Source organism: Roseateles sp. P5_D6 (genome assembly GCF_054049415.1).
On sequence record NZ_JBFUMK010000024.1, the window covers coordinates 1 to 24264 of the forward strand.

Here is a 24264-nt window from a genome sequence, read left to right on the forward strand (position 1 = left end):
GCAGCAACATTGACCGCCTGTCCTCCCGTTGCCGCCGTGATCACCACCACCTGCGTCTTGCTGTTGGTCAGGCCTCCAGCGTCGGTCACCGTCAACGTCACCGTGTAGCTGCCCGCCGCGCTGTAGCTCTTCGTGGCCGACACCCCGCTGGCACTCGTGCCGTCGCCGAACGTCCACGCGTAGCTGGCGATGGGGCCTTCCGCATCCGTGCTCCCCGCACCGGAGAAGCTCAGGCTCGCGCCCACCTGCCCACTCGTCGGACCGCTGATGTTGGCCACCGGCGCCTGGTTGGCCGGCGCCGTGATCACCACCGCCTGCGTCTTGCTGTTGGTCAGGCCTCCAGCGTCGGTCACCGTCAACGTCACCGTGTAGCTGCCTGCCGCGCTGTAGCTCTTCGTGGCCGACACCCCGCTGGCGCTCGTGCCGTCCCCGAACGTCCACGCGTAGTTGGCGATGGGGCCTTCCGCATCCGTGCTCCCCGCACCGGAGAAGCTCAGGTTCGCGCCCACCTGCCCACTCGTCGGGCCGCTGATGTTGGCCACCGGCGCCTGGTTGGCCATGCCTCCCGGCGTCCAGGCCTCCACTTCGACGATGCGCGAGAAGTTGTTCATCGCACCTGCTATCAGGACTCGAATACTGGTCGTACTAACCGGTGCAAATACAAATTGCCGCCACACCTTGTCATTTCCGGTGACATTGCCGCCTTCTACAGTCACCCATCCTCCGCCATCCCAATACTGGACGTCGTATTGAGTGATTCCATATTTTGCGAAGGTCATCGCCAGCGTAGGCGCCGACGGCGATTCCTTATCATCCTGCAGTGTGAATACGTCAATTTCGCTGATCGTCTGCATGCCGTTGAAGTCGACCTGCACCCAGTCGGGATAGACACGCGACGTGGCATCGTTCCACCCCCCTCCGGCGCCCCAATTCAAACCCTTTCTATCACCGTCATTGATCGATTTAACCGGGTAATGGCCGTCATACACGCTGGAGGCAGATGCAATACCGCCATTGGCAGCCAACGCCACATTCGTGGCAATACCTGGAGGCGCTCCAACCGAAAACAAAGCGGTCTTCACAGAACTCAATCCATGATTATCCACCACCGTCAAGGCGACTTTATACGTGCCGATGTACTGGTATGTCTTGGCGACGCCGACTCCGACTCCGGTCGTGCCATCGCCGAAATCCCAAACATAAGAAGCAATGGAACCACCAGGGGCGCTGCTCAACGCAGCGGAAAACTGCGCAACCGCCCCTGCAGTTCCAACACCTGGCTGTATTTCAAAATTCGCGCTTGGCGGCGGGTAAGCCCCTTGTGAAACCACAACTTGCTGCGTAGCAGTAGATGTCGCACCCACGGAGTCGGTAACCGTCAACTGGACGGTGTAGGTTCCAGCGTTTGCATAAACCTTCCTAGCTGAAACTCCAACCGCGGTCGTGCCGTCGCCGAAGTCCCACCCATAACTTGCAATGTTGGCTTCAGCATCTGTACTCGCAGAACCGGAAAAGGTAGTGAAGATTCCGGCCTGCAAATTAACCGAGGGCACGGAAATGACCGCCACGGGGGGCGTGTTCGGCTGAAGGCAAAGCTCCCAGATGCCGAACAGCGCCGAGCCCCTGGAGTGGCCGTACACCGAGTAGCCACACCCCGTGGAAGGTGCAAACGTAGTCAGCGCAAGAGACACGTTCCCCGGGTTTGTTGTCGGCACGTGCACCTCGGTCCACAAGAGGGTTCTCGTGTCGAAAGTCCACAGATCGTCCAATGCCGAACCGGAAGGCGAAACGCCACCAAACAGAACGACAACTCCATTTTTCGAGTCGAAATACATCTGCGCGTAGCTGCGTTCGCTCGGGCCAACGGCTCCGGTTACTTCCCTCCAACTGTTGGTTGCAGGGTCGTACAGCCACGTGTCGTTTAAATAGGCATTGTTGATGCACCGCACCGACTGTCGATCAAAGCATACCCCTCCAAACAGCACGAATTGGCGACTGAAGGAGTCGTAGACAAACTGGTTCTCTATCTGGCCGCGAGGCTCAGGCGAAGTCCCTTGGCCAGCAGGGATCGCAAGCGTAAATTCTCTGGTCGAAAAATTCAGTTTATACAATGAATTATCATTGCTGGCACTTCCGAACATATAGGCATTGGTGCCATCTCCAGCGAACCCTGGGCTATGACGCTCTGTGGGCGCCAATCCGGTATAGCCCCAGTGACGCTCCATCAGCCTGATGTATTGCCCAGTACTCAGGGAGTATGCCCAAGCACCGCTTCCGAAGTCCGCGTATACGGAATAGGCCGCGCCGGCGCCGATCCCGATATCGCGGTCCAACGTCAGCGTCTTGAGCGCCGCATCATAGGACAGGACCACGGCAGTCGGGCTACCGCCGTTTTGCACGAGCCAATCCTTGTAGAAGTCATTCGTCGTGGCTGGCAGCGTCGGATCTACCAACTTCGTGCCCGTCGTACCGGCACCAGCAGACCGCGTAAAACCCTGCTGGCTGGCACATCTGTAGCCACTGCCACCATTCCAAAGCCAGAAATAGTTATTTATGGGATCAAATACCACACCGCTTTCGTCTGAGCCATTGGGTTTATTGAACGAAGTATTGCCCGCGCAGCTGTTATTGGGATCGAGCAGCGTCCATGACTTGGCAAGAGGATCAAAAGCCCAAACATCGTTGAGATAGGCTCCGCCGCCGGCCCCTCCCCAAAAAACCGCCTGATTGAGCGAGTCCACCCACGTCATGGCGCTCCACTCGCGCCATGGGGGCGCATTGGTCGTGGAAATCTGACGCCATGTAGCAATAAATTCCGCAGCGCGCGCGTCGTTCGCCGCAAGTCCCAAGGAACAGATGCAAGCGCCGAGCAAGACCGCGACTAGCCGGTTGAGAAGGACGCGCATAGGAACCGAAATCGAGATGTGTAAAGAATCCATCAATACCTCAACGTGAAGCGGAGGTCCACGGAGCCCTCTTCCCTTGCGAGCGCGCATAGCGGACTCGCCTCGTCATCAAATGACCACTTTTACATCACACATGGACACTGGCGTCGACATTCCGCAACCCAAACCCTCGGCTCGGGGGTGCAGCAGGCACGTGTTGCGCATCGCCGTCGGCACACTCGCCGCCTGACCTTGGCCTGCACACCGTCATCAGAGAAGACCAGGCCCAGCCGCAGTTGCGGTCGTCTTGACCTCCAGCAACCGCAGCACGGCGGGGGCGACTATTGCGGCGCCAGTCATGCTGAGGTGGTTGTCGTCGAAGTACAGGCTGGCATCCCCCTCCAACACCTTACAACGCGGGCCGCCGCACAGCAGCTGGTCCAGCCCGACACGTTCGGCTTGCCCATCAGCGGTCAGCCGCTGCACCAGGGCCAGCGACGCGGCCTGCCGGATGCGGTAGTCGGCTGCCATCTGGCCCTGCGCGGCCAGCTCGTCTCCGCGTCGCCAGCGCATGGCGAGAGCCGCCGGCACCGGGTAGTGGTAGGTGGGCACCGGGTCCAGCAGCAACACCTGCTTGCCGGCAGCGTGCAGGCGCTGGATGCTTTGCACCAGGCCCGCCTCGAAGGCCGTCGCGCCGGGGCCGTCCAGATAGAACTGGTAGCGCGCCACCAGCAGCACGCTGTCGACACTGGTGTCAGCCACCAGCCTTTCCAGCAGCGCGCTGTTGACGGCCGCACAGCGTGGCCGGCCGGGGGGCTCGAAGCCCAACGCCGGCGGGCAGGTCGAGCCCGTCAGCTGAGCCACACGCCGGTCCGTCGCCTGGTCGCCCAACGCACGGGCGATCTCGACGCCATGGCTGTCACCCCAGACCGCCAGCGTCTTCGTGGCGGAGGCCGGCCCGAACAGGCAGCGGGCGTCGTAGTCCAACCAGCGGTTGCCGCTGGAGTGGCAGCGCTTGCGGTCGAGGCTGAAGTCGCTCGCGCCGGCACGCAGCACCGCATCGCGGCCCGGCTGGGCGGCACGCTGGTCGGACACGGCCGTCAGCGCCCAGGCCGCGGCCAGGCTGGCCACGATGGTGGACGCCCCCGCCACGAGCATGACCGGCTGCGCCACCTTGGAGCGCCGCACCGGTGCCTCCACCCAGCGCAGCGAGGCCCAGGCCAGCGCGACGGACAAGGCCACGGCCAGCGCGGCCTGCACCGGCGAGGGCTGGTCCAGCACCAGATGCCGCGTCAGCACCAGTACCGGCCAGTGCCAGAGGTAGAGCGAAAACGAATGCGCGCCGATCCAGCGCAGCGGCGCGGTCGACAGCCAGCGCGTCGCGACCGCCCGTTGCGTGGCACCGACCCAGATCAACGCCGCCGTCGCGAGGCAGGGCCACAGCGCCATCGGCCCCGGGAAAGCGTGATCGGCCCGCATCAGCAACAGCGAGGCGACGAGGGCCGCGAGCGCCGTCCAGCCCAGCCCCGAGTCCACCCAGGCCGGGCGCGCGGGCGGTGAATCACTGCGGCTGGACCACCAGGCCAGGCCCGAGCCGATCATCAGCTCGAAGGTGCGCGCTGGTGCCGCGTAGAAGGCCAGCTCGGCGTCATAAGGCATCAACCGCAGGCACCAGGCCAGCGACACGAGGCCCACGCCCAGCAGCATGATGCCGATATGCCGGCGCGCGAAGCGCCACAACAGGGCCAGCAGCGGCGGAAAGACGATGTAGTACTGCTCCTCGACGGCCAGCGACCAGGTGTGCAGCAGGGGCTTGAGCTCGGCGGCTCCTTCGAAATACCCGGTCGTCCGGTACAGCTCGATGTTGGAGACGAACAGCCCCGTGGCCCCCAGCAGTCGCGCAAACTCGCGCAGCGCCTGCGGCTCCAGCAGCAGCAGGCAGGCCGGCGCGACCAAGGCCAGCATCGCGAACAGCGCCGGGAAGATGCGCCGGATGCGCGCCGCATAGAAGGAGGCGATGCTGTAGCTGCCAGCGGCCAGGCGCTGCAGCAGCAGCGTCGTGATCAGATAGCCCGAGATCACGAAGAAGATGTCCACCCCGACAAAGCCGCCGGGCATGGCCGCGGGCCAGGCGTGGAAGACCACGACGGGCACGATGGCCAGGGCCCGAAGTCCCTCGATGTCGGGCCGGAATTTCATCCGCGAATGGTCAGGCCAGTGCCGCGGCCAAAGCCCCGACGACCTGGTCTTGCTGCTCCTCGGTGAGGTCGGCGCTCATGGGCAGGCTCATGACGCGAGCCGCCGCGGCGATGCTGTGCGGGCAGGCGTCCGGCTGGCCGTACTTGGCATAAGCCGGCTGGTGATGCAGCGGGCGCGGGTAATGCACGGCGGTCGGCACGCCGGCGGCCTTGAGCTTGGCCTGCACGGCTTCGCGGTCGTCCACGAAGACGGTGTATTGCGCCCAGACGCAATCGCGGTCGGGCCGGACTTCCAGCAATTGCAGGCTCGGGATCGCCGCCTGCAGCTTGGCGCGGTAGGCCTCGCCGAGTTCGAGCCGGCGGCGGACCTCCCACTCGAAACGATCCAGCTTGCCCAGCACGACCGCGCATTGCAGCGTGTCCATGCGGCCACCCACGCCGACGCGGGTGTGCAGATAGCGCTGGCTCTGGCCATGGATGCGGATCTCGCGGCAGGCCTGGGCCAGCGCGTCGTCGTTGGTGAAGATGGCGCCGCCGTCGCCATAGCAGCCCAGCGGCTTGCTCGGGAAGAAGCTGGTGCAGCCGAAGGTGGAGGTGTTGCAGCTCTTGCTGCCCTTGTACGACGCGCCGAAACTCTGCGCGGCGTCCTCGATGACGGCCAGGCCATGCTTGCCGGCAATGGCGTTGATCTCGTCCATGTCGGCCACCTGGCCGTACAGGCTGACCGGCATGATGGCCTTGGTCTTGGCGGTGATGGCGGCTTCAATGAGCTTGGCGTCGATATTGGCAGTGCCAGGCTCGATGTCGACAAAGACGGGCACGCCGCCCGCCAGCACGATCATCTCGGCCGTGGCCGCGAAGGTGAAGGGGCTGGTGATGACTTCATCGCCGGGCTGCAGGTCCAGGGCCATCAGGCAGATCAGCAGCGCCTCGGTGCCGCTGGCGACGCTAATGCAGTGCTTGGCGCCGGTGTAGGTGACGAGGGCCTGCTCCATCTCCTTGACCTCGGGGCCCAGGATGTACTGGCCGTGGTCCAGCACCTTCTGGATGCGGGCGTTGATGTTGTCGCGCAGGGCCGCGTACTGGCTCTTGAGGTCGATGAAGTCCATCAGATGATCTCCAGGCGGTTGCCGCTCAGACGGTAGCGGTCGCCGGTGTGGGGGCAGGTGGCGTCGACGGGCTGTTCGCTCGCGACGGGCAATTCCAGGCGCTCGCCGAAGCGGCTCATCCAGCCGATCTGCTTGGCGGGCACGCCCACCATCAACGCGAAATCGGGCACGTCACGGTTGATGACGGCGCCGGCGCCGATGAAGGCGAAGCGACCGATGGTGGTGCCGCAGACGATCGTGCTGTTGGCGCCCAGCGTCGCACCCTGCTTCACGAGGGTGCGGCGGTATTCGTCCTTGCGCGTGACGGCCGAGCGCGGGTTGTAGACGTTGGTGAACACCATGCTGGGGCCGCAGAAGACGTCGTCCTCCAGCGTCACGGCGTCGTAGACGGAGACGTTGTTCTGGATCTTGACGTTGTCGCCGATGGCCACGTCGTTGCCGACATAGACATTCTGGCCGAAGGAGCACTTGCTGCCGATGCGGGCGCCGGCGCTGATGTGCACGAAGTGCCAGACGCGGCAATCGGCGCCCAGCTGGGCGCCTTCGTCGACGATGGCGCTTGGGTGGATGGTGGTGGCCATTTCAGTAGGCCAGCGGCAGGTTGATGCGCTTGCCGTCGCGGGAGCTCATGTACAGCGCGATCAGCAGCTCCAGCGACTTCAGGCCTTCGCGACCGTCGGTCTCGGGGTGGGCCTCGCCGCGCAGCGTCTGGATGACGTTGTCGTAGTAGAGCGGGTGGCCGAAGCCGTAGACCGAGGTGGTCTGGTAGCTCGCGTCCTTGATCAGCGCGTCCATCTCATGGGGGGCATCGAATTCCCAATGCTGGATCTCGTTGACCGCCAGGCCGCCGACGCGCACCGAGCCCTTCTCGCCCAGCAGGGTGATGGAGCCTTCGAGGTTCTTGGGATAGGTCAGCATGCTGACGTTGACGGTGCCCATGGCGCCACTGCGCCACTTCAGCGCCGCCGCGCCGCTGTCCTCAACCTCGATGTTGCGGGCCAGCGTGCCGGTGTAGGCCATGACACTCTCCACGGGGCCGCAGACCCAGTCGAGCAGGTCGATGTAATGGCTGGCCTGGTTCATGAACGCGCCGCCGTCGAACTCCCACGTGCCGCGCCACTCGGCGCTGTCGTAATAGGCCTGGGGGCGGGTCCAGAAGACGTTGACGGCGACGTTGTAGAGCCGCCCGAAGCGGCCCTCGCTCATCGCGCGCTTGAGCAGTTGCAGCGTGGGGTTGCGGCGGTTCTGTTTGACGACGAACAGGCGCACGCCGGCGTCGTCGCAGGCCTTGACCATGGCCAGGCCGTCCTGCCAGCGCGTGGCCATGGGCTTCTCCGTCATCACGTCGATGCCGGCGCGGGCCACCTCGATGGCCTGGCGGGGATGCAGGCCGCTGGGCGTGGTCAGCACGACGCAGTCGATGCCGAGTTCGGCCTTGGCAGCCAGCAGCTCGGTCAACGACGCAAAGCCGCGGCCCCCCGTCTTGGCGACGGCGGCCGCCAAGGCCGCGGGGTCGGTGTCGCACACCGCCACGAGCTCGGCGCGCTCGGCGTGCTTCTTGATCGCCTCCATATGGTTCTGGGCGATGCGGCCGCAGCCGATCAGCGCGAAACGGACCAGGCGGCCGATGACGGGAGGGCGGGACTGTTGCATAGGGTTCACCTGTGAGGGTTCGGTCTGTCTTGTCGGTCTAGGCGGCATTGTCGGCAGCTCGCCGCCAGAACCGCGTCAGTCTTGCAAAGGCCGGATCGGCGGCCAGCGGGTGGCGGCACCAGCCCAGCGCCAGCAGCCACGAAACGCAGCAGCTGAGGATGGCCAGCACGAACCAGAGGATAGGCATGGTCTGGCCAGGCTCGCGCGGGTGAAGCACCAGCAGCAGCGCGGGCGGCGCCAGCGCGATCAGCGCCACGGCCATGCTGCGCACGAGCTGGCCACGCAGCACGCGCCAGTCGTTGGGCAGGAACTTGCCCTTCACGACATAGACCAGCGGCAGCTGCAGCAGCATGGCCAGCGCCAGCCCGGCGGCGCAGGCCCAGGGCTCGCGCCAATACGCCGCCGCCGCGACGATGAGCGCCGCGCGCGCCGGCTGGAAGACCACCTCCATGCGGGTCAGCAGGTCCATGCGGCCCATGGCCACCATCAGGTTGCCGATCAGGCTGATCGCCGCGGCCAGCGCGCCGGCCAGGCAGAAGATGGGCACCAGCGGCGCCGCCGCGTCCCACTGCGGGCCGAACAGCAGCCGCAAGGTCTCCAGCCCGTAGAGGGCGACGAAGCCGTAGAAGGGCCAGGCCACCACGCAGACATAGGTGACGCTGGCGATGTAGAGCGGCTCCATGGCCTGCTGCTCGCGCACGGCCTTTGCAAAAGCGGGATAGGCCACGTTGCGCACGGCGCCCATCAGGTCGCGATGGAAGAGGTTCATCAGGCCCTGGGCGCGGCTCAGCAGCGCGACGGGCGTGAAGCCCATCAGCTTGCCCACGGCCAGGTCGTTGATGTCCATGGACACCGACGTGACGACGCCCACGACCGAGCTCTGGGCGCCGAACTTGAACAGGCTGCGCCATTGCGACAGCCCCGGCCGCAGCAACCGCCGCTCGCCCTGGGCCCACCAGGCGGCGAAGCCCGTGGTCGCACTGACGACCAGCGTGCCGGCCACGAGGCCGATGGGGCCCCAGCCGGCCCAGGACAGGCTGACGCTGGTGATGGCACCGGCCAGCGTCGCAACCAGGTTCGCGACGGCCAGGGCCTTGAAGGCGAGGCGGCGGCGCAGCAGCGCCAGCGAGATCGTCGAGAACGGCAGCAGCAGAAAGTTCATGGAGGCCAGCCACAGCAGGTCGCGCATGCGCGGCTCGCGGTAGAAGTCGGCCACCCAGGGCGCCACGGCAAAGACGATGAAGCCCAGACCGATGCCGATGATCAGCGTGACCCCCAGGGCCGTGCGGATGTGATCGTCGGTGAGGTCCTTCTCCTGGATCAGGTAGCTGGCGACGCCAAAGTCGCGCAGCACCTGGGCGATGCTCATGACAGCCAGCGTCACCGAGTAGACGCCAATCTGGTCCGGCGTCAGCAGCCGGGCAATGATCAGGTTGCTCGCCAGGTTGATGACGATCAGCGCATACCGCTCCGCGAAGGAGAACAGCAGCGCACTGCGTACGCCGCTCATCTCAGTGGCTCCAGGCGCCGGCCGTCGGCGGCCGCGTCCAGCACGCCGGCCAGACGCCGTGCTGTCGCCGCGCGGCTGTAGCGCTCGATATCGCGCGGCGTGTCCACGCTGGCCTCGCCACGCAGCCAGCGCTGCAGCGTCTGGGCGAGACCCGCCACGTCACCCGGCTCGACGCGCACGCCGCCGCCGGTGCCGTTGAGCACCTGAGCCACCTCGCTGGCCTCGGGCACGACGGCCAGGATGGGGCGGCCGCAGCCCAGGTATTCGAACAGCTTGCCCGGCAGCGACGCGGTGGCGTAGTAGCCCGTCGGCACCGGCAGATAGAGCAGGTCGGCCTGCTTCATCAGCGTGACGGCCTGGCCGTGCGGCACGGGGCCCAGCTCCGTCACCCATGCGGTGACTCCAGCCTCAGCCGCCGGGCCTGGTTTGAAGCCAGCGGCCTGCACGCGCAGCCGCGAAAGCTCCGGGCAGCCTTGGGCCTGAAGCAAGGCGATGGCCGCATACAGGTCCTGCAAACCGTAGCCAGGGCGCCAGACGCCGGTGTAGGCGATGCGCAGCAGGCCATCAGCGACGGGCGAGGCCTCGCCAGCGAAGTCGGCCGGCTCGAAGCCGTTGGTGATCAGGTGCAGGTCGCCGCGGCCGCAGTCGCGGCCGATGCTGTCCACCAGTGCGTGGGTCACGGTGACGACGGCCGCCGCGTCGCGCGCCGCCAGCCGCTCCAGCGCCGGGTTCTCGCGAGCCTGCTCGGCCGACACCTGCTCCCAGGCCATGTCGCCGCTGGGCGTCCACTGGTCGCGATAGTCGAGCACATAGGGTTTGCCGGTGCGGCGCGACACCTCGCGGGCGATGAGGAAACCGGTCCAGGGCCAGCCGCTGGCGTAGATGGCGTCAAAACCCACGCTGTCGCGCAGGGACAGGGCCCGCTCGACGGCGGGCTTGAGCCAGCCCGCGGCCTGGTCGGGCACTTCGGACCGCGCACGCAGCCGCCAGGCCAGCGCCGCGACGGCGCGCTCACGCAGGCGCCCGGGCAGCCAGCCCGCCCAGCGGCGGGCCAGCACGCGGCTCTGCAGCGGCACGCGCTCGACCCGCGTGCCAGGCCTGACCTCACTCAGCAGCTCCGAGTCGACGTGGGAGCGCGGGTCGGGCTCCAGGCTCAGCACCAGCGGCTCCCAGCCCAGATCGGGCAGATGGTTGGCGAAAGCGAGGCTGCGCCGCGTGCCGGAGTTGGTGATCGGCGGGAACAGATAGGCGATGAAGAGAACGCGGCGCATCAGCTGAGCAGGTTGCGCGCCAGCCGCAGGCCGAACTTCAGCCGGTCGCGATCCCAGGGCGTGAAGCGCGGGATCTGGAACACGTCGTCGCCGCGCCGCGCCGCGGCCCAGCGCGTGGACACGGCCGCATCGAAGCCGAGTTCGCGCACGAGGGCGGGATGCACCTCGGGCAGGTAATCCGTCCCCGGCTTGCCGTTGGGATAGGCGAACAGGCCGACCTTCTCGCCCAGCAGCTGCTGCAGCACATCGCGGCTGCGGCCGATCTCGTCGGCGGCCTGGCTGGCGTCGAGCGTGGCCAGGATGGGATGGCTGACCGTGTGAGCACCGATCTGCATGCCGGCACGACGAAGGCTGCGCACCTGCTCGCTGCTCATCATCAGGTCGTCCGGCGGGTTGACCTCGGCGCGCGCCGCGATGGCATTGACGCAGGCCAGCCGCGGCTCGGGAGGCAGGTATTTCACGCGTTCGATGAGCTTGCCCAGCATCGCGCGGCGGCCAGCGGTATCGCCCAGTGCCAGTTGGCCCAGGTCCTCGCCGCGACCGTCCTGCAGGCCGCGCAGGTCCAGCATGGACTTGGCGCTGAGCCGCACCGATTCGATCAGCGTGTCGTTCCACATGCGGCCGCCATCCAGAAAGCCGGTGGCGACAAAGAAGCTGCAGGGCAGGCCGTGCTTCTGCAGCAGCGGCAGGGCGACGTCATGGTTGTCGGCATAGCCGTCGTCGAAGCTCAGCGCGGCAGCCCGTGCCGGCAGGCTGCCATCGTGAAGCTGCCGGATCGCCGTGTCCAGCGGCAGCACGTTGAACCAGGACTTGGCCCAGCCCAGCAGTTCATCGAAGCGGGCCGCGTCGACCTCGTCGGGAAACAGCGGGTCGAGCTCGCGCAGCACGCGGTGGAAGATCAACACGGTCAGGCGCGCACGCGCGCCGGCCGGGGACAGCAGGCTGAACAGGGGCTTCATGGCAGGGGGATGCTTTTCTTCTTCTCGAAGCGCTTCTTCAGGAACTCGGGCCAGTAGATGACCGGCTCCTCCTTCTCCCGCAGCCACTCCTTGCGCTCCAGCCAGCGCCGGCCGACGACGGCCAGCACCAGCACGTTGTACGGCAGGTCCCAGTAGCTCAGGCTCAGGAAGGCGCCGCCCACGGCATAGCCGGCCAGGCTCACCTGCAGCATGCCGCCGAGGTCCGACAGCCATTGCGTCTCGGGCTTGCCGCGCGCCTTCGTGCGCAAGGTGCCGGCCGTGAACCAGCCCATGGTGAACAGCGCCAGGAAGATGAACAGGCCGACGAAGCCCTGTTCGCCCAGCACCATGAAATAGATGCTGTGGGCCGCATGCACGTCGTTGGGGTCCGGGCCATAGACGGCAAAGATGACCCCCGTCCAGATCATGAAGCCGCCGCCGAAGAAGTTGGACTTCGCCAGATTCCAGGCCATGCCCCAGGCATTGATGCGGCCCATGGCCGACTCGTCCTGCTGGTAGGTCTTGATGGTGTTCATGCGTTCCCACCATTCAGCCGGCATCAGCGACAGCAGGGCCACCGCGACGACGACCATCGTGACCGCACCCACCATCTTGTTCTTGCCGCGCCACCACAGCACCAGCGCCATCGCGGCAATGGCCAGCAAAGCGCCGCGCGAATGGCTGCCCAGGGCCGCCATCGCCATCAGCACCATGCAGATGGTCATCGTCGTCTTGGCCCATTTGGCCTTCATCTGCATCTGCAGGAAGCGCATCAGCGGGATGACGATGACGATGGCCAGCGCGATCTCGTTGTTGCCCTCGATATAGGTGTTCTCGGGCCCCCAGACTTTGTAGCTGCCGCCGGTCAGGACCGTGAAGGCGCCCCCCTTGACACCGAAGAAACCGATAGAGGCGACCAGCACCCAGGTCAGCAGCATCATGTGGCGCTTGCTGTGCAGCAACACCATGGTGACCAGGATCATCAGATCGATCTTCATGACCCGGCTCCACAACTCGAAGCTCTGATCAAAGATCATCGAGAACGGCAAGGTGATGCACATCCACAGCATGAAGACCATCAGCGTGACGTTCTCGCGGTTCAACGAATAGTCACGTCTGTCCTTCGTGATGAAGAGGCCGATCAGCGTCGCTCCGCCGATGGCGGCGGCGAAGGGCATTGTCTTCAGCGCCCAGGACAGCTGGTGGGGATTCATGATGCTCAGCCAAGTCCAGCCGAGGATGCCAATCCAAGGCCGCCTGAACGCCTGCAAGAAGATCCAGCCCAGGATCACCAACAATGTCAGATCACGCATGCGCGGCCACTCCGGCGATGGACTTGAACAAAGCGATCTGACCGTCCGTCGTGGCCTGCCAGCTGAAGCTTTCGGCATAGCGGCGCGTGGCCGCGCGGTCTATACCCTTGGCCAGCAACGCCCCGATAGCCGCGGCGAACGCGCTGCCCGTGCGTTCGCTCACCAGCCCACCCGCCTCGGGTGCGGCAACAACCTCGGGCGTGCCCCAGATATCGGTGGCGGCGACCGGCGTGCCACAGGCCATGGACTCAAGCAGCACATTGGCCCAGCCCTCGCGGCTGGAACACAGCAGCAGCACGTCGGCGGCGCTGTACCACTTCAGCAGCTCGGTGTTGGGCAGCGAGCCCGTCAGGCGCACCTTGTCGGCGACGCCCAGACGCGCTGCCAGCGCCGTCAGTGCCGCCCTCTCCTCGCCCTCGCCGATGACGACGAGACGGGCTCCGGGCCGTTGCTTCGCCAGCTCTGCCAGCGCCTCGATAGCGATGTGGTGGCCCTTGCGTTCGATCAGGTGCCCCACGGACAGCAGCAGCGGCTCGCCGGACACACCGAGCTCCGCACGCATGTCGGCCTGCGGCAGGGGGCGGAAGCGCTCCAGGTCTACGCCATTGCGCAAGGTATTCAGCTTCGCCGGGTCATGGCCCCAGCCGCGCAGCACGTCCATCAAGGCGGCGCAGACGCCGATGGAGCCTGATGCGCGCTCGGCCGCCCACTCGATCATGCGTTTGGGCAGGGCGTACTGGGGAATGAGGTTCAGGTCGGTGCCGCGCGCGGTGATGGTCAGCGGCTTGTTGAACCACTTGGACAGCAAAGCCGCAGCGACGCCGTCGGGATAGTAGTAATGGGCGTCGATGAGGTCGAAATCGAAGCCCTCGTCGATCAGCTTCTGCACCGTGCCACGCGCGCCCAAAGCCAGCGTCAGCGGCGCCAACGTCATGCCCACTTTGGGCAGCAACAGATAGCGCGGGTGCAGCACATCCAGGCCGTTGCGCTGCTCACGCGCCGGCGTGGCGGCGAACCTGGCGTAGTCGCCCCAGCGAGGGCTGGTAGACGGAAACCAGGGCACGGGGGCCACGACGCGAGATTCGACCTCGCCGCTCTTCATCAGCTCGCGCAGCCGCGTCTCCACGAAGATGCCGTGGCTGGGCCGAACACTGCTCGGGAACAGTGTCGAGAAGGTGAGGACCTTCAGCTTTCTCACGCGACGGCCTCCACGGCTTCGATCAGGATGCGGCCGAAGACTTCGGCGGCCACGCGGTGACCGAATTGGGCCTCGACCAACCGACGCGCCGCCTGTGACAGCTGCAGGCGCAGGGCGCCGTCATGGATGAGCCTGAGCGTCGCCTCGGCCAGCGCCTCGGCGCCGTCGGCGCGCAGAAAGTGAGTGCCGTCGTCAACGTCCAGGCCCTCGATGCCGATGCTGGTGGACACCACCGGCAGGCCCATGGCCATGGCCTCGAAGGCCTTGATGCGGGTGCCGCCGCCGACACGTAGCGGGATGACGAAGGCCTGGGCGTCGCGGGCATGGTCGCGCACGTCGTCGACGAAACCCGTGAAGCTGACGCCGGGGACATTGCGCTGCACCAACGACGCCGGCGGATTCTTGCCGACGACGCGCAGCTGTGCGTTCGGTACCTGGGCGCGCACACGCGGCCACACCTCTTCGATGTAGAAGCGGATGCCGTCGACATTGGCTTCCCAGTCCATCGAACCGGTGAAGACGACGGTTGGGCTGCCGTTAGCCGGTGCCTGCCAGGAGAAGAAGTCCAGGTCCACGCCGGTGGGAATGGCGCGGGCGGTCTTCAGGCCGTCGTTCTTCTCGAACATTTTTGCGTCGCGCTCGGACACGGCGACGACGCGCGTGAAGCGGGCCAGTGCCTCGCGTTCGAAGCGGCGCATCTTGGCCGCCTGCGAGGCCCACAGCCAGCGCAGCGGCGCGCTCGCCGCCGTCTTGGCATGGCGCTCGAAGATCTCGGCCTCGACGTTGTGCGTGAAGCAGACCGTCGCGCCCTTGAGGTGGTCGGGACGCAGCACGGCGGCGTGGACGAAGTCGAAGACAACGACGTCGAAGTGCTCGGCAGCCAGCGCCTTCTCGACCGCAGCAACCGCGGCCGGCGTGCGGTCGTTGACCACGTTGATGGGCAACGAGGACAGCAGATCAGGGGCACGTTGCCAACGAGGGCGAGCCTCGCTGGGCTGCCAGCCGATGAAGCTTTCGCACAGACGGTCGAGTTCGCCCTGCCATTCGCGCTGCTGCTCAGGCGTGGCCGGCGACAGCAGCGTGACGTCGAACCGGCCGCTCTCCTTGAGCCCGCGCAGGATGTTGCCCGTGCGGATCTTGCCCCCGGCATCGGCCGGGAACAGGAAGACCGGCGAGACGAACGCGACCCGAAGTCGGTTCACCAGCAGATGCCCTCGTACTGTGCGAATCCAGCGTCGCGCAGGTCGGCGTAGCCGTTCAGGTCGACAACGCGCGCGCGCTTGCCCAGCGCGATGATGCGCTGGCGGGTCTCGGCGTCGGCATGGCCGACGACGATGATCTCGGCGCGCGCCAGCACGGCGTCGGGCGTCTCCTGCAGCAGCTTGTCGAGGTGGGGAATCTCGCGGTCGATGTATTCCTTGTTCTTGCCCAGCAGGCGCGCGATCTTGACGAACTTGTCGTAGATCGTCAGATCGAAGCCCTTGCCCAGCAGCTTCTCGGCCAGCACCACCAGCGGCGAGTCGCGCAGGTCGTCGGTACCGGGCTTGAAGGCCAGGCCGAACAGGGCCACGGGCTTGCGGCCGTTGGCGGCGATCAACTCATAGGCACGGCCGATGTGGGCGTCGTTGCTGTCCAGCAGCGCGCCAAGCACGGGGATGTTCACGCCGCGCTCGCGGGCGATGGTCAGGAAGCCCTTGACCTCCTTGGGCAGGCAGGAGCCGCCGAAGGCAAAGCCAGGGCGCAGATAGGCCTTGGAGATGTTGAGCTGGGTGTCGCGGCAGAAGAGCTCGAGCACGTCGCGCGAGTCCAGGCCGGTTTCCTTCAGCACGGCGCCGGCTTCGTTGGCGAAGACGATCTTCAGCGCGTGGAAGACGTTGCACAGGTATTTGACCGACTCGGCCACGCCCACGTCGGCCGCGACGAAGTTGCCCGGCACGCCGGCATACAGGCGCTTCATGACCTCGACACCAGCCTCGTCCAGGCTGCCGACGATGGTCTGCGGCGGGTTGTGGAAGTCCGAGACCGACGAGCCCTCACGCAGGAACTCGGGGTTGAAGACCAGCGACAGCCGATCACCGATCTTGCGGCCGGCGGCCTTCTCCAGCAGCGGCGCGATGCGGGCGCGCGTGGTGCCCGGGGCGACCGTGCTGCGGATCACCAGTGTGTGCTGGCCGTCCTTCTTGGCGATCTCGGCGCCGATCTGGCCGACGACGGCGTCCAGCGCGGTCAGGTCGGGCATGTAGTTAGGCAGTGAGGGCGTGGCCACCGAGATCAGCGAGATCTCGGTGTCGCGCACCGCGGCGGCCACATCGCGCGTGGCCGTCAACTTGCCGGCCTTCACGGCGGCGCCAATCAGCTCCTCGATGCCTTCCTCGACGACCGGCGACTGCCCGGAAGCGATCAGCTCGACCTTGAGCGGGTTGATGTCCACGCCCACCACTTCGTGGCCGAGTTCGGGCAGGCAGGCGCAGGAGACCGCGCCGACGTAGCCGAGACCGAAAACCGAAACCTTCATGTCGTCCCTTTATCTCTTGAAATCGTTCAGGCCGCGGCGCGCGCGGTTGCGGCGCCCAGGCCTGCATTGCGCAGGAAGGCATCGAACATCAGCAGCACCCACAGCGGCTGGGCGTGGTCCATCACGCCGCGCTCATGCTGGTCCAGCAGGCGGCCGATGACGGTTGGGCTGAACCAGCCCGTCTGGGCCAGCGCGCCCTGCTGCAGGGCCTGGCGAGTCTGCTCGCGCAGCGGACCGCGCAGCCAGCGCGCCAGCGGCACTGCGAAGCCCATCTTGGGCCGGTACAGCACGTCATGCGGCAGCATGGGCTCCAGCGCCTTCTTGAACAGGTATTTGCCTTCCTGGCCGCGCAGCTTGAGGTCAGAAGGCAGCGAGGCGACCCATTCGACCAGTTGGTGGTCCATCAGGGGCTCGCGCACCTCCAGGCTGTGGGCCATGCTGGCGCGGTCGACCTTGGTGTTGATGTCGCCCGGCAGATAGGTGTGGATGTCCAGGTACTGGATCAGCGCCAGCGGGTCGTCGGTGTTGGCGCGCTGGGCGTGATGGTGGAAGACCTCGCTGGCATGCCAGCCCTGCAGGTCGCGCTTGAAGGCGTCGCTGAACAGCTCCTGGCGCAGCGGGTCGCGCACCAGGCCCATGGTGTTGAAGTAGGCGTCGACCGAGTTGCGGGCGATGGCCTGGAAGGTGGTCTTGGCGCGGAAGACGCGCGGCGCCCAGTCGGCCTTGGGGTAGAGCTTGGCCAGCGGGCCGAACACGCCCTTGCGCAGGGCCAGCGGGAAGGCGCTGCGCATGCGCTCTTCCATCATGTGCATCTTGTAGCGACGGTAGCCGCCCAGGCTCTCGTCGCCGCCGTCGCCCGACAGCGCCACCGTCACATGCTTGCGCGCCAGCTCGCAGACACGGTAGGTGGGAATGGCCGACGAGTCAGCATAGGGCTCGTCGTAGAGGTGGGCCAGCAGGTCGACGAGGCCGAAGTCGTCGCTGCTGACGACCTCGACGCGGTGGTTGGTGCGGTAGCGGTCTGCCACCTGCTGGGCGAACTCGGTCTCGTTGAACTTGGGGTCGTCGAAGCCGATGGAGCAGGTGTTGACGGGTTGGTCGTCCAGCTGGGCCATGGCCGCGACGACGGCGCTGGAGTCCACGCCACCGGACAGGAAGGCGCCCAGCGGCACCTCGGCCTTCAGGCGCAGCTTGACCGACTCGGACAGGCGCCGGCGCAGCTCCTCGGCGGCCTCTTCCTCACCGATCTTGGCGTCGAGCGTGAACTTGACGTCCCAATAGCGCTGCGGCGTGCCGATGGGCTGGCCGCGCTTGACGAGCAGGCGGTGGCCGGGGGCGAGCTTCTGCGCGTGGCGGTAGATGGTCCAGGGGTCGGGCACATAGCCCAGCGCGAAATAGGCCTCGACGGCGCGCGGGTCGATCTCCTGGCGCAGGCCGCCGTGGGCCATCAGGCTCTTCAGCTCGGAGCCGAACAGCAGCCAGCCGTCCTCGGTCATTGCGTAGTGCAGCGGCTTCACGCCCAGGCGGTCGCGGGCCATGAAGAGGCAGTCGCGCTTTCGGTCGTGGATCATGAAGGCGAACATGCCGCGCAGGTGGTGCACGCAGTCCTCGCCCCAGTGCTCCCAGGCGCGCACGATGGCTTCGGAGTCGCTCTTGGTACGGAACACATAGCCGTGGCCGCGCAGCTCGTCCATCAACTCCAGGTAGTTGTAGACCTCGCCGTTGAAGACCAGGGCCACCGTCTTGTCGTCGTTGAAGATGGGCTGCTGGCCGGTCGCGATGTCGATGACCGACAGGCGCCGGTGGCCGAAGCCCACGCCGGGCTCGATGTGCAGGTCGCCTTCATCCGGCCCGCGGTGATGCTGGGACTCGTTCATCCGGTGCAGACGCTCGCGCTCGGGGAGGCGCTGGCCGCGGGTATCGAACAGACCGGTGATGCCGCACATGGGTTGGACCTGGTTCAGCCAATCATTGGGTAAAGCCGCGCCTGCCGAAACGGCAAGGCACGGGGAAAGGCGGATTCTTACCGAGCTTGGTGACCGCGCCGGGCGTTCGCTGTCCCTGGTGTGATGTCAGGCACGGGTTATCCCCCTGTCCGGGGGATGCTTGACCCGCGGGCAACGGGGGCTGCGGCCTGCCGGCAACGCCGATACTTCGGCGCCCTCCACCGCCCTGCTCCCAAAGCGCCGGCCATCTTGATCGCCCAGCTGTTCTCCTTCCTGTCCGTCGGCGTGCTCGCCACGGGCCTGCAGTACGTGCTGACGGCCGGCCTCGTGCTGGCGGGCTGGCTGCCGCTGGTGCCGGCATCCACCGTGGGTTTCCTGGTCAGCGCGACGTTCAATTACTGGGCCAATGCACGCCTGACCTTCGCCGCCCAGGGCAGCGCTGCGCGCAATCGCCCCCAGCAGTTGCGCTTCATCGCCATGGTGGCCCTGGGCTGCGCGCTGAATGCCGGCCTGCTGCGCATCGCCGTGTCGCTGGGCCTGCACCCCGTCTTGAGCCAGCTCATCGCCACCGCCGGCGTGCTGGCCAGCAATTTCACGCTCAGCCGCCTCTGGGTGTTCCGCAAACCTTGACTGCCATCCCGCCATGGAACTGATCGACCCCGCCCAATTCCACCGTGCCAGCTGGGCCGGCGCCCAAGCGCCGGTCGTCAACTTCGTGCTGCCCTGCTACAACGAAGAGGCCGTGTTGCGCGAGACGGCCAGCCGCTTGGGGCTTTTGCTGAACGAGCTCAAAGCCGAAGGCCTGATCGCCGCGGCCAGCTCGGCCTACTACATCGACGACGGCAGCCGCGACGGCACCTGGGCCCTCATCGAGACGCTGGGCCGCGAGCGCGATGACGCCTGTGGCATCAAGCTCAGCCGCAACCGCGGCCACCAGAACGCGCTGCTGTGCGGGCTGATGACGGTGAGCGGCGACGCACTGATCAGCCTTGACGCCGACCTGCAGGACGACCTGTCCATCATCCCGGACATGATCCGCGCCTTCCGCAATGGCGACGAACTGGTCTACGCCGTGCGCCGCCGCCGCGACACCGACACCTTCTTCAAGCGTTTCACGGCGGAGGGCTACTACAAGGTCCTGGCCATGATGGGCGTCGAGGTCGTCTTCAACCACGCCGACTACCGGCTGATGGGTCGCCGCCCGCTGGAGGCGCTGCGCAACTATGAGGAAACCCACCTCTTCCTGCGCGGCATGATTCCCCAACTCGGCTACCCCAGCAGCGTCGTCAGTTTCGACCGCGCCGAGCGCTTTGCCGGCGAATCCAAATACCCGTTATCCAAGATGCTCAGCCTGGCCTGGCGGGGCGTCACATCGTTCTCCGCCGCACCACTGCGGGCCATCACGGGCCTGGGCGCCATGGTGTCACTCGTCAGCGTGGCCTTCGGTCTTTGGGCGTTGTTCATCAGGCTGTTCACCGAGGTCGCCCTGCCCGGCTGGGCGTCCACGGTAATCCCGATGTATCTGCTCGGCGGCATCCAGTTGCTCAGCCTGGGCGTCATCGGCGAGTACCTCGCCAAGGTCTACGAGGCCAGCAAGCAGCGCCCGCGCTTCCATGTGGAGGCCATTTCGGGCCACTGGGGCCAGAAGTGAGCGGCACGGCGCAACGCGCCCGCCCGCTACAGCTGCTGGGCGTCGGCCTGGCGGTCGCGCTGGCCTACGCCTGGCTGTGCTCGGCGCTGAAGGTCGATGACGTCGACCGCTACTGGCACGAACTGGGTGCCAACAGCTTCTTCTGGGACCTGGGCCACCTGTGGATGCAGCCGCTGGCGATGCTGCTGTATCGCGCCACCGGCGGCGTGCTGGGTGTGAACCACAGCCTGGAGGCGATCAATGTCCTCTCGGTGGCCTGGGGCTGCGCGGTCTTTTTCGCGACGCTGCGGGAGGCCGGCCATCCGGTGCTGAAGAGCGTCGCCGCCGTCGTCTTTGTCGCGGTCAGCTTCAATCTCCTGACCCTCGGCCCCACGGCGCACATCAAGCTGATGGTGTTCCCGCCGCTGGCGCTGGCCCTGCACCATGCGCTGCGCTGGGAACGCGCCGAGGCCGCCGGCCAGCCCGGCACGCGCGACATGATCGCAAGCGCGGCCTGGTCGGGCGTGGGCGTGAACCTGCTCGTCAGCGTACTGCCCCAGGCCCTGCTGCTGGCCCTCTTCATGCTGATCCGCGGCGCACGCCGCCGGGGCTTCATGGTGGCACTTCGCCAGACCCTGCCTTATGCGATCACGCTGGCCGTCGTGGGCTTTGCGCTGCTGCTGGCCGCCTATGTGATGGCACGCCAGACCGGCACGACGCAGGCGCAGGACCTGCTGGGCTTCACGCTGGGTGGCCTGAAGCAGAAGCAGGCCTTGCAGAACTGGCTGGTCTCCTGGAAGGAGATGCCGGTGCGCTTCGCCTTCAGCCTCATCAACAACTTCGCCTTCCTGCCGTCCCTCGGTACGCTGGGCCGGGCCTATATGTGGGGCTGGCTGCCCGATGTGCATGCGGTGCTGCCATCGTTGCTGGGCCAGGCTTTGCTGGCGGCGCTGGTGGGGCTGCTGCTGGCAGCCATCGCCGTCGTGGGTGCCCGCCAGGCGCTGCGCAGCGCCGAGCCCGGCCTGCTGTCACCCTGGGCCTTTGTGCTGGGCGCGGCGGCCTTCTCGTACTACTACAACCTCAACGACCCGGAGCACTGGTTCCAGTTCACGATGCCGGTCGCGGTGCTGGCGCTGCAGTTGCGCCGGCGTTGGCTTGACGTGTGGCTGCTGGGCGTCGCGATGCCGGCGCTGCTGGTCGTCAACCTCATCGGCTACGGCATCCCCAAGGCGCGCTTCGCGCTGGCTGAGCGCCAGCAGGCGCTGCAGGCGGCGCTGGGGCCGCAGGGCTTGTACGTGGGTTTTGCCGCCTACCCGGGTGAGCCGGACAGCAGCCTCTTCGACACGCCGGGCGTCGAGCGCTTCAACATCGACCTCGTGCAGATGAACGACACCAAGGCCGATACGGCGGCGCTGCTGGCACGCCTGGATGCGCAGGTCGATGCCGCGCTGGCACGCGGCGGTCGCGTGCTGGTGTTCCGTGCGCTGGACGACCAGGACTGGCGCGGCCCGGTCATGCAGGTGGCGCTGGCCGGCATGCCGCGCGCCAAGCTGCGCGAACACCTGGCGGCGCGCTATGCGATCAGCGGCCCGGTTGATGCCGGCGGCTTCCCCGCCTACGAACTGCGGCCGCGCGCCGCCGACGCGTACAAGGCCCCATAGGCGGCGATCATGCCGTCCAGGCTGAACTGCGCCCGTGCGCGGGCCAGCGACGCCTCGGCCAGACGCTGGCGCAGCGCCGCATCGTTGACGAGCCGGGCCAGCGCCGCGGCGAGCGCAGCGCTGTCCTGCACCGGCACGAGCAGGCCGTTCGCGTCGTTCTCCACCAGTTCGGGGTTGCCCCCCACGTCCGTCGCGACCGGCGCGCAGCCGCAGGCCATGGCCTCCAGCAGCGTATTGCTGATGCCTTCGGCCTGCGACGGCAGCGCAAAGATGTCGAAGTTCGGCAGCAGGGCCGCGACATCGCTGCGGTCGCCGGGCAGCCAGGCCTGATCGGCTGCGCTCCGTTCGGCCAGCCGCGTGCGCGCCGCGTCGAACAGTGGGCCGCCGCCGAGCATCACCAGGCGCAAGCGCGGCCAGTCGGCCGGGCAAAGCTCGCGCAGGCTCAGGAAGGCGTTGACGAGGTTGAGCGGGTCCTTCACGGCCTGCATCCGTCCCACCGCGCCGATGACAAGATGCTCGCCGCGGCGATAGGGCCAGGCCTCGGGCGGGATGGCCGCGGGCATGAACCGCTGCGTGTCCACGCCGTTGCAGATGCGCTGCACGCGCTCGGCCGCAAAGCCGACCGGGCCGGTCAGATAGGTTTCGATGGCCTTGGACAAGGCCACGAAGCGATGCACGCCAGAACCGTAGACACGGCGCAGGCGCTGGTTGGTGCGGCTGACGCCGCCGAGATCGTTGACGTCCCAGCCGTGCTCGCTGTGAACCCGCAGCGGCACACGGGCGGCCCAGGCCGGCATCTGAAACTCCATCGCGCCGAGGTTGCGCGTGTGCACGACGGCGGGGCGCAGCTCGCGCAGCAGCCGGTAGACGCGCGGATAGAGCCAGAAGCCCTGGCCAGGCGGCTTGTGCAGGGCGATGAACTGCGTGCCGGGCGCTTTCACCCGCTCCTTGAACGCAGTGATCTCGGTCACCGCCACCACCGCGTGCCGGAACGCCGGCAGGTGGTTGATGACGTTGACGACGCCGTTCTCCAGCCCGCCGGTGTCGAAGCGGTGCAGCAGATGCACGACCAGTGGCCGTGCATCCGCGCCGCTTGTCGCGGTCACAGGCGCCAGAGGCGGAAGCCCGCGTCCACCAGCGCCTTGGCGTCGAAGGCGGCCTTCACGTCGATGAAGGCGCCGCCCTTGACGAGCTTCTTGCCAATGTCCGCGGCGCTGAGGCCGGCGTACTCGCGGTGCGACACGGCGGCCACGATGGCATCGGCCTGCGGCAGGTCCTCGAAGGGCATCAGGCGCACACCGTACTCGTGCATGGCCTCATCGGCCTCCGCCTGCGCATCGGTGACGAAGATCTCGACGCCGTAGGTCTTGAGCTCGTTGATGATGTCGATGACCTTGGAGTTGCGCAGGTCGCCGCAGTTCTCCTTGAAGGTCAGGCCCAGCACGTTGATGCGCGCGCCTTTCACCGGGCTGCCGCTGGCGATCATCTGCTTGATGGTCTGCTCGGCGATGAACTTGCCCATGCCGTCGTTGATGCGACGGCCAGCCAGGATGACCTGCGGGTGGTAGCCCAGCATGTCGGCCTTGTGCGTCAGGTAATAGGGATCGACGCCGATGCAGTGGCCGCCCACCAGCCCCGGCTTGAACTTCAGGAAGTTCCACTTCGTGCCGGCAGCCTCCAACACCTCGGAGGTGTCGATGCCGAGCTTGTCGAAGATGATGGACAACTCGTTCATCAGCGCGATGTTGAGGTCGCGCTGCGTGTTCTCGATGACCTTGGCGGCCTCGGCGGCCTTGATGCTGGACGCGCGGTGCACGCCGGGCTCGACGATCATCTCGTAGACCTTGGCGACCGTGTCGAGGGTCTCGGGTGTGTCGCCGGACACGATCTTCAGGATCTTGGTGAGCGTGTGCTCCTTGTCGCCCGGGTTGATGCGCTCGGGGCTGTAGCCGACGAAGAAGTCCTGCTTCCATTTCAGGCCCGATTCGCGCTCCAGCACGGGGATGCAGACCTCCTCGGTGGCGCCGGGGTAGACCGTGCTCTCGTAGACGACGATGGCGCCCTTCTTCATGTGGCGGCCGACGCTGGTGGAGGAGCCGATCAGCGGGCGGAAATCGGGGATGTGGGCCTCGTCAACCGGCGTGGGCACGGCGACGATGATGACGTCGGCCTCGGCCAGCATCTTGGGATCGTCGGTGTAGACGGCGTGCTTGGCCGCCTGGACTTCCTCGTCCGTCAGCTCGCGGCTCGGGTCGGTGCCGCGTTGGCAGGCTTCCACCTTGTTCTTGGCGATATCGAAGCCGATGGTGCGCACCTGCTTGCCGAACTCCACCACCAGGGGCAGGCCCACGTAGCCCAGGCCGATGACTGCGAGCGTATTCATGGATCGTTTCTCGTTGCTGTGATTTTTGAAGGC

Annotated in this window: 18 protein-coding genes; 3 read left to right on the top strand and 15 right to left on the bottom strand. The window is 66.7% G+C overall.

All coding sequences use genetic code 11. From position 1 onward, the window contains the following. From ACXJKM_RS25160 to ACXJKM_RS25220, 13 genes are all read right to left on the bottom strand, one after another. Nucleotides 1–2939: PKD domain-containing protein (locus tag ACXJKM_RS25160; RefSeq protein ID WP_457355968.1), on the bottom strand; the 2939-nt coding region annotated here is incomplete at its 3' end. A gap of 216 nt (nt 2940–3155) precedes the next feature. After that, nucleotides 3156–5084, bottom strand: coding sequence for an acyltransferase family protein (locus ACXJKM_RS25165; protein ID WP_457355969.1), 1929 nt, complete (start codon nt 5082–5084; stop codon nt 3156–3158). A gap of 10 nt (nt 5085–5094) precedes the next feature. Further along, the gene (locus tag ACXJKM_RS25170; RefSeq protein ID WP_457355970.1) at nt 5095–6192 is read right to left on the bottom strand and encodes a DegT/DnrJ/EryC1/StrS family aminotransferase; all 1098 of its coding nucleotides are present in this window, start codon (nt 6190–6192) and stop codon (nt 5095–5097) included. Beyond that, nucleotides 6192–6773: an acyltransferase gene (locus tag ACXJKM_RS25175; protein ID WP_457324022.1), complete on the bottom strand. Its 582-nt coding sequence runs from the start codon at nt 6771–6773 to the stop codon at nt 6192–6194. The genes ACXJKM_RS25170 and ACXJKM_RS25175 overlap by 1 nt, the downstream gene beginning before the upstream one ends. Nucleotide 6774: 1 nt before the next feature. Beyond that, nucleotides 6775–7845, bottom strand: coding sequence for a Gfo/Idh/MocA family protein (locus tag ACXJKM_RS25180; protein WP_056195838.1), 1071 nt, complete (start codon nt 7843–7845; stop codon nt 6775–6777). 37 nt (nt 7846–7882) lie between these two features. Further along, nucleotides 7883–9355: a lipopolysaccharide biosynthesis protein gene (locus tag ACXJKM_RS25185; RefSeq protein ID WP_056195836.1), complete on the bottom strand. Its 1473-nt coding sequence runs from the start codon at nt 9353–9355 to the stop codon at nt 7883–7885. Continuing rightward, nucleotides 9352–10626 (bottom strand): glycosyltransferase, encoded by a 1275-nt coding sequence (locus ACXJKM_RS25190; protein WP_056195834.1) that lies wholly within the window; start codon nt 10624–10626, stop codon nt 9352–9354. The genes ACXJKM_RS25185 and ACXJKM_RS25190 overlap by 4 nt, the downstream gene beginning before the upstream one ends. After that, nucleotides 10626–11585: a polysaccharide deacetylase family protein gene (locus ACXJKM_RS25195; protein WP_457355971.1), complete on the bottom strand. Its 960-nt coding sequence runs from the start codon at nt 11583–11585 to the stop codon at nt 10626–10628. Before ACXJKM_RS25195 ends, ACXJKM_RS25190 begins: the two co-directional genes overlap by 1 nt. Then, the gene (locus tag ACXJKM_RS25200) at nt 11582–12976 is read right to left on the bottom strand and encodes a putative O-glycosylation ligase, exosortase A system-associated (protein WP_082532570.1); all 1395 of its coding nucleotides are present in this window, start codon (nt 12974–12976) and stop codon (nt 11582–11584) included. The genes ACXJKM_RS25195 and ACXJKM_RS25200 overlap by 4 nt, the downstream gene beginning before the upstream one ends. Then, the gene (locus ACXJKM_RS25205; RefSeq protein WP_457356022.1) at nt 12891–14087 is read right to left on the bottom strand and encodes a glycosyltransferase family 4 protein; all 1197 of its coding nucleotides are present in this window, start codon (nt 14085–14087) and stop codon (nt 12891–12893) included. Before ACXJKM_RS25205 ends, ACXJKM_RS25200 begins: the two co-directional genes overlap by 86 nt. Nucleotides 14088–14092: 5 nt before the next feature. After that, the gene (locus ACXJKM_RS25210) at nt 14093–15298 is read right to left on the bottom strand and encodes a glycosyltransferase family 4 protein (protein WP_457355972.1); all 1206 of its coding nucleotides are present in this window, start codon (nt 15296–15298) and stop codon (nt 14093–14095) included. Further along, nucleotides 15295–16611, bottom strand: a complete 1317-nt coding sequence (locus ACXJKM_RS25215) for a nucleotide sugar dehydrogenase (RefSeq protein ID WP_457355973.1) — start codon at nt 16609–16611, stop codon at nt 15295–15297. Before ACXJKM_RS25215 ends, ACXJKM_RS25210 begins: the two co-directional genes overlap by 4 nt. Nucleotides 16612–16637: 26 nt before the next feature. Continuing rightward, entirely contained in the window at nt 16638–18557 is a 1920-nt protein-coding gene (locus ACXJKM_RS25220; RefSeq protein ID WP_457355974.1) for an XrtA/PEP-CTERM system amidotransferase, read from the bottom strand. A gap of 249 nt (nt 18558–18806) precedes the next feature. On the opposite strand from ACXJKM_RS25220, the gene ACXJKM_RS25225 reads away from it, so the two are divergent. From ACXJKM_RS25225 to ACXJKM_RS25235, 3 genes are read left to right on the top strand one after another with little or no spacing between them, the layout of a single operon-like run. Continuing rightward, the gene (locus ACXJKM_RS25225) at nt 18807–19187 is read left to right on the top strand and encodes a GtrA family protein (protein WP_457355975.1); all 381 of its coding nucleotides are present in this window, start codon (nt 18807–18809) and stop codon (nt 19185–19187) included. A gap of 13 nt (nt 19188–19200) precedes the next feature. Continuing rightward, nucleotides 19201–20208 carry a glycosyltransferase family 2 protein gene (locus tag ACXJKM_RS25230; protein ID WP_457355976.1) on the top strand — a complete coding sequence of 336 codons (1008 nt, stop codon included), beginning with the start codon at nt 19201–19203 and terminating at the stop codon, nt 20206–20208. After that, nucleotides 20205–21848 (top strand): hypothetical protein, encoded by a 1644-nt coding sequence (locus ACXJKM_RS25235; RefSeq protein WP_457355977.1) that lies wholly within the window; start codon nt 20205–20207, stop codon nt 21846–21848. The genes ACXJKM_RS25230 and ACXJKM_RS25235 overlap by 4 nt, the downstream gene beginning before the upstream one ends. Here ACXJKM_RS25235 and ACXJKM_RS25240 read toward each other — a convergent pair. Further along, on the bottom strand, nt 21803–22954 hold the full coding sequence (locus tag ACXJKM_RS25240; protein ID WP_457355978.1) for a TIGR03088 family PEP-CTERM/XrtA system glycosyltransferase: 1152 nt from the start codon (nt 22952–22954) through the stop codon (nt 21803–21805). The genes ACXJKM_RS25235 and ACXJKM_RS25240 overlap by 46 nt on opposite strands. Further along, nucleotides 22951–24231, bottom strand: coding sequence for a nucleotide sugar dehydrogenase (locus tag ACXJKM_RS25245; protein WP_457355979.1), 1281 nt, complete (start codon nt 24229–24231; stop codon nt 22951–22953). The genes ACXJKM_RS25240 and ACXJKM_RS25245 overlap by 4 nt, the downstream gene beginning before the upstream one ends. Between the last annotated feature and the right edge of the window lie 33 nt (nt 24232–24264).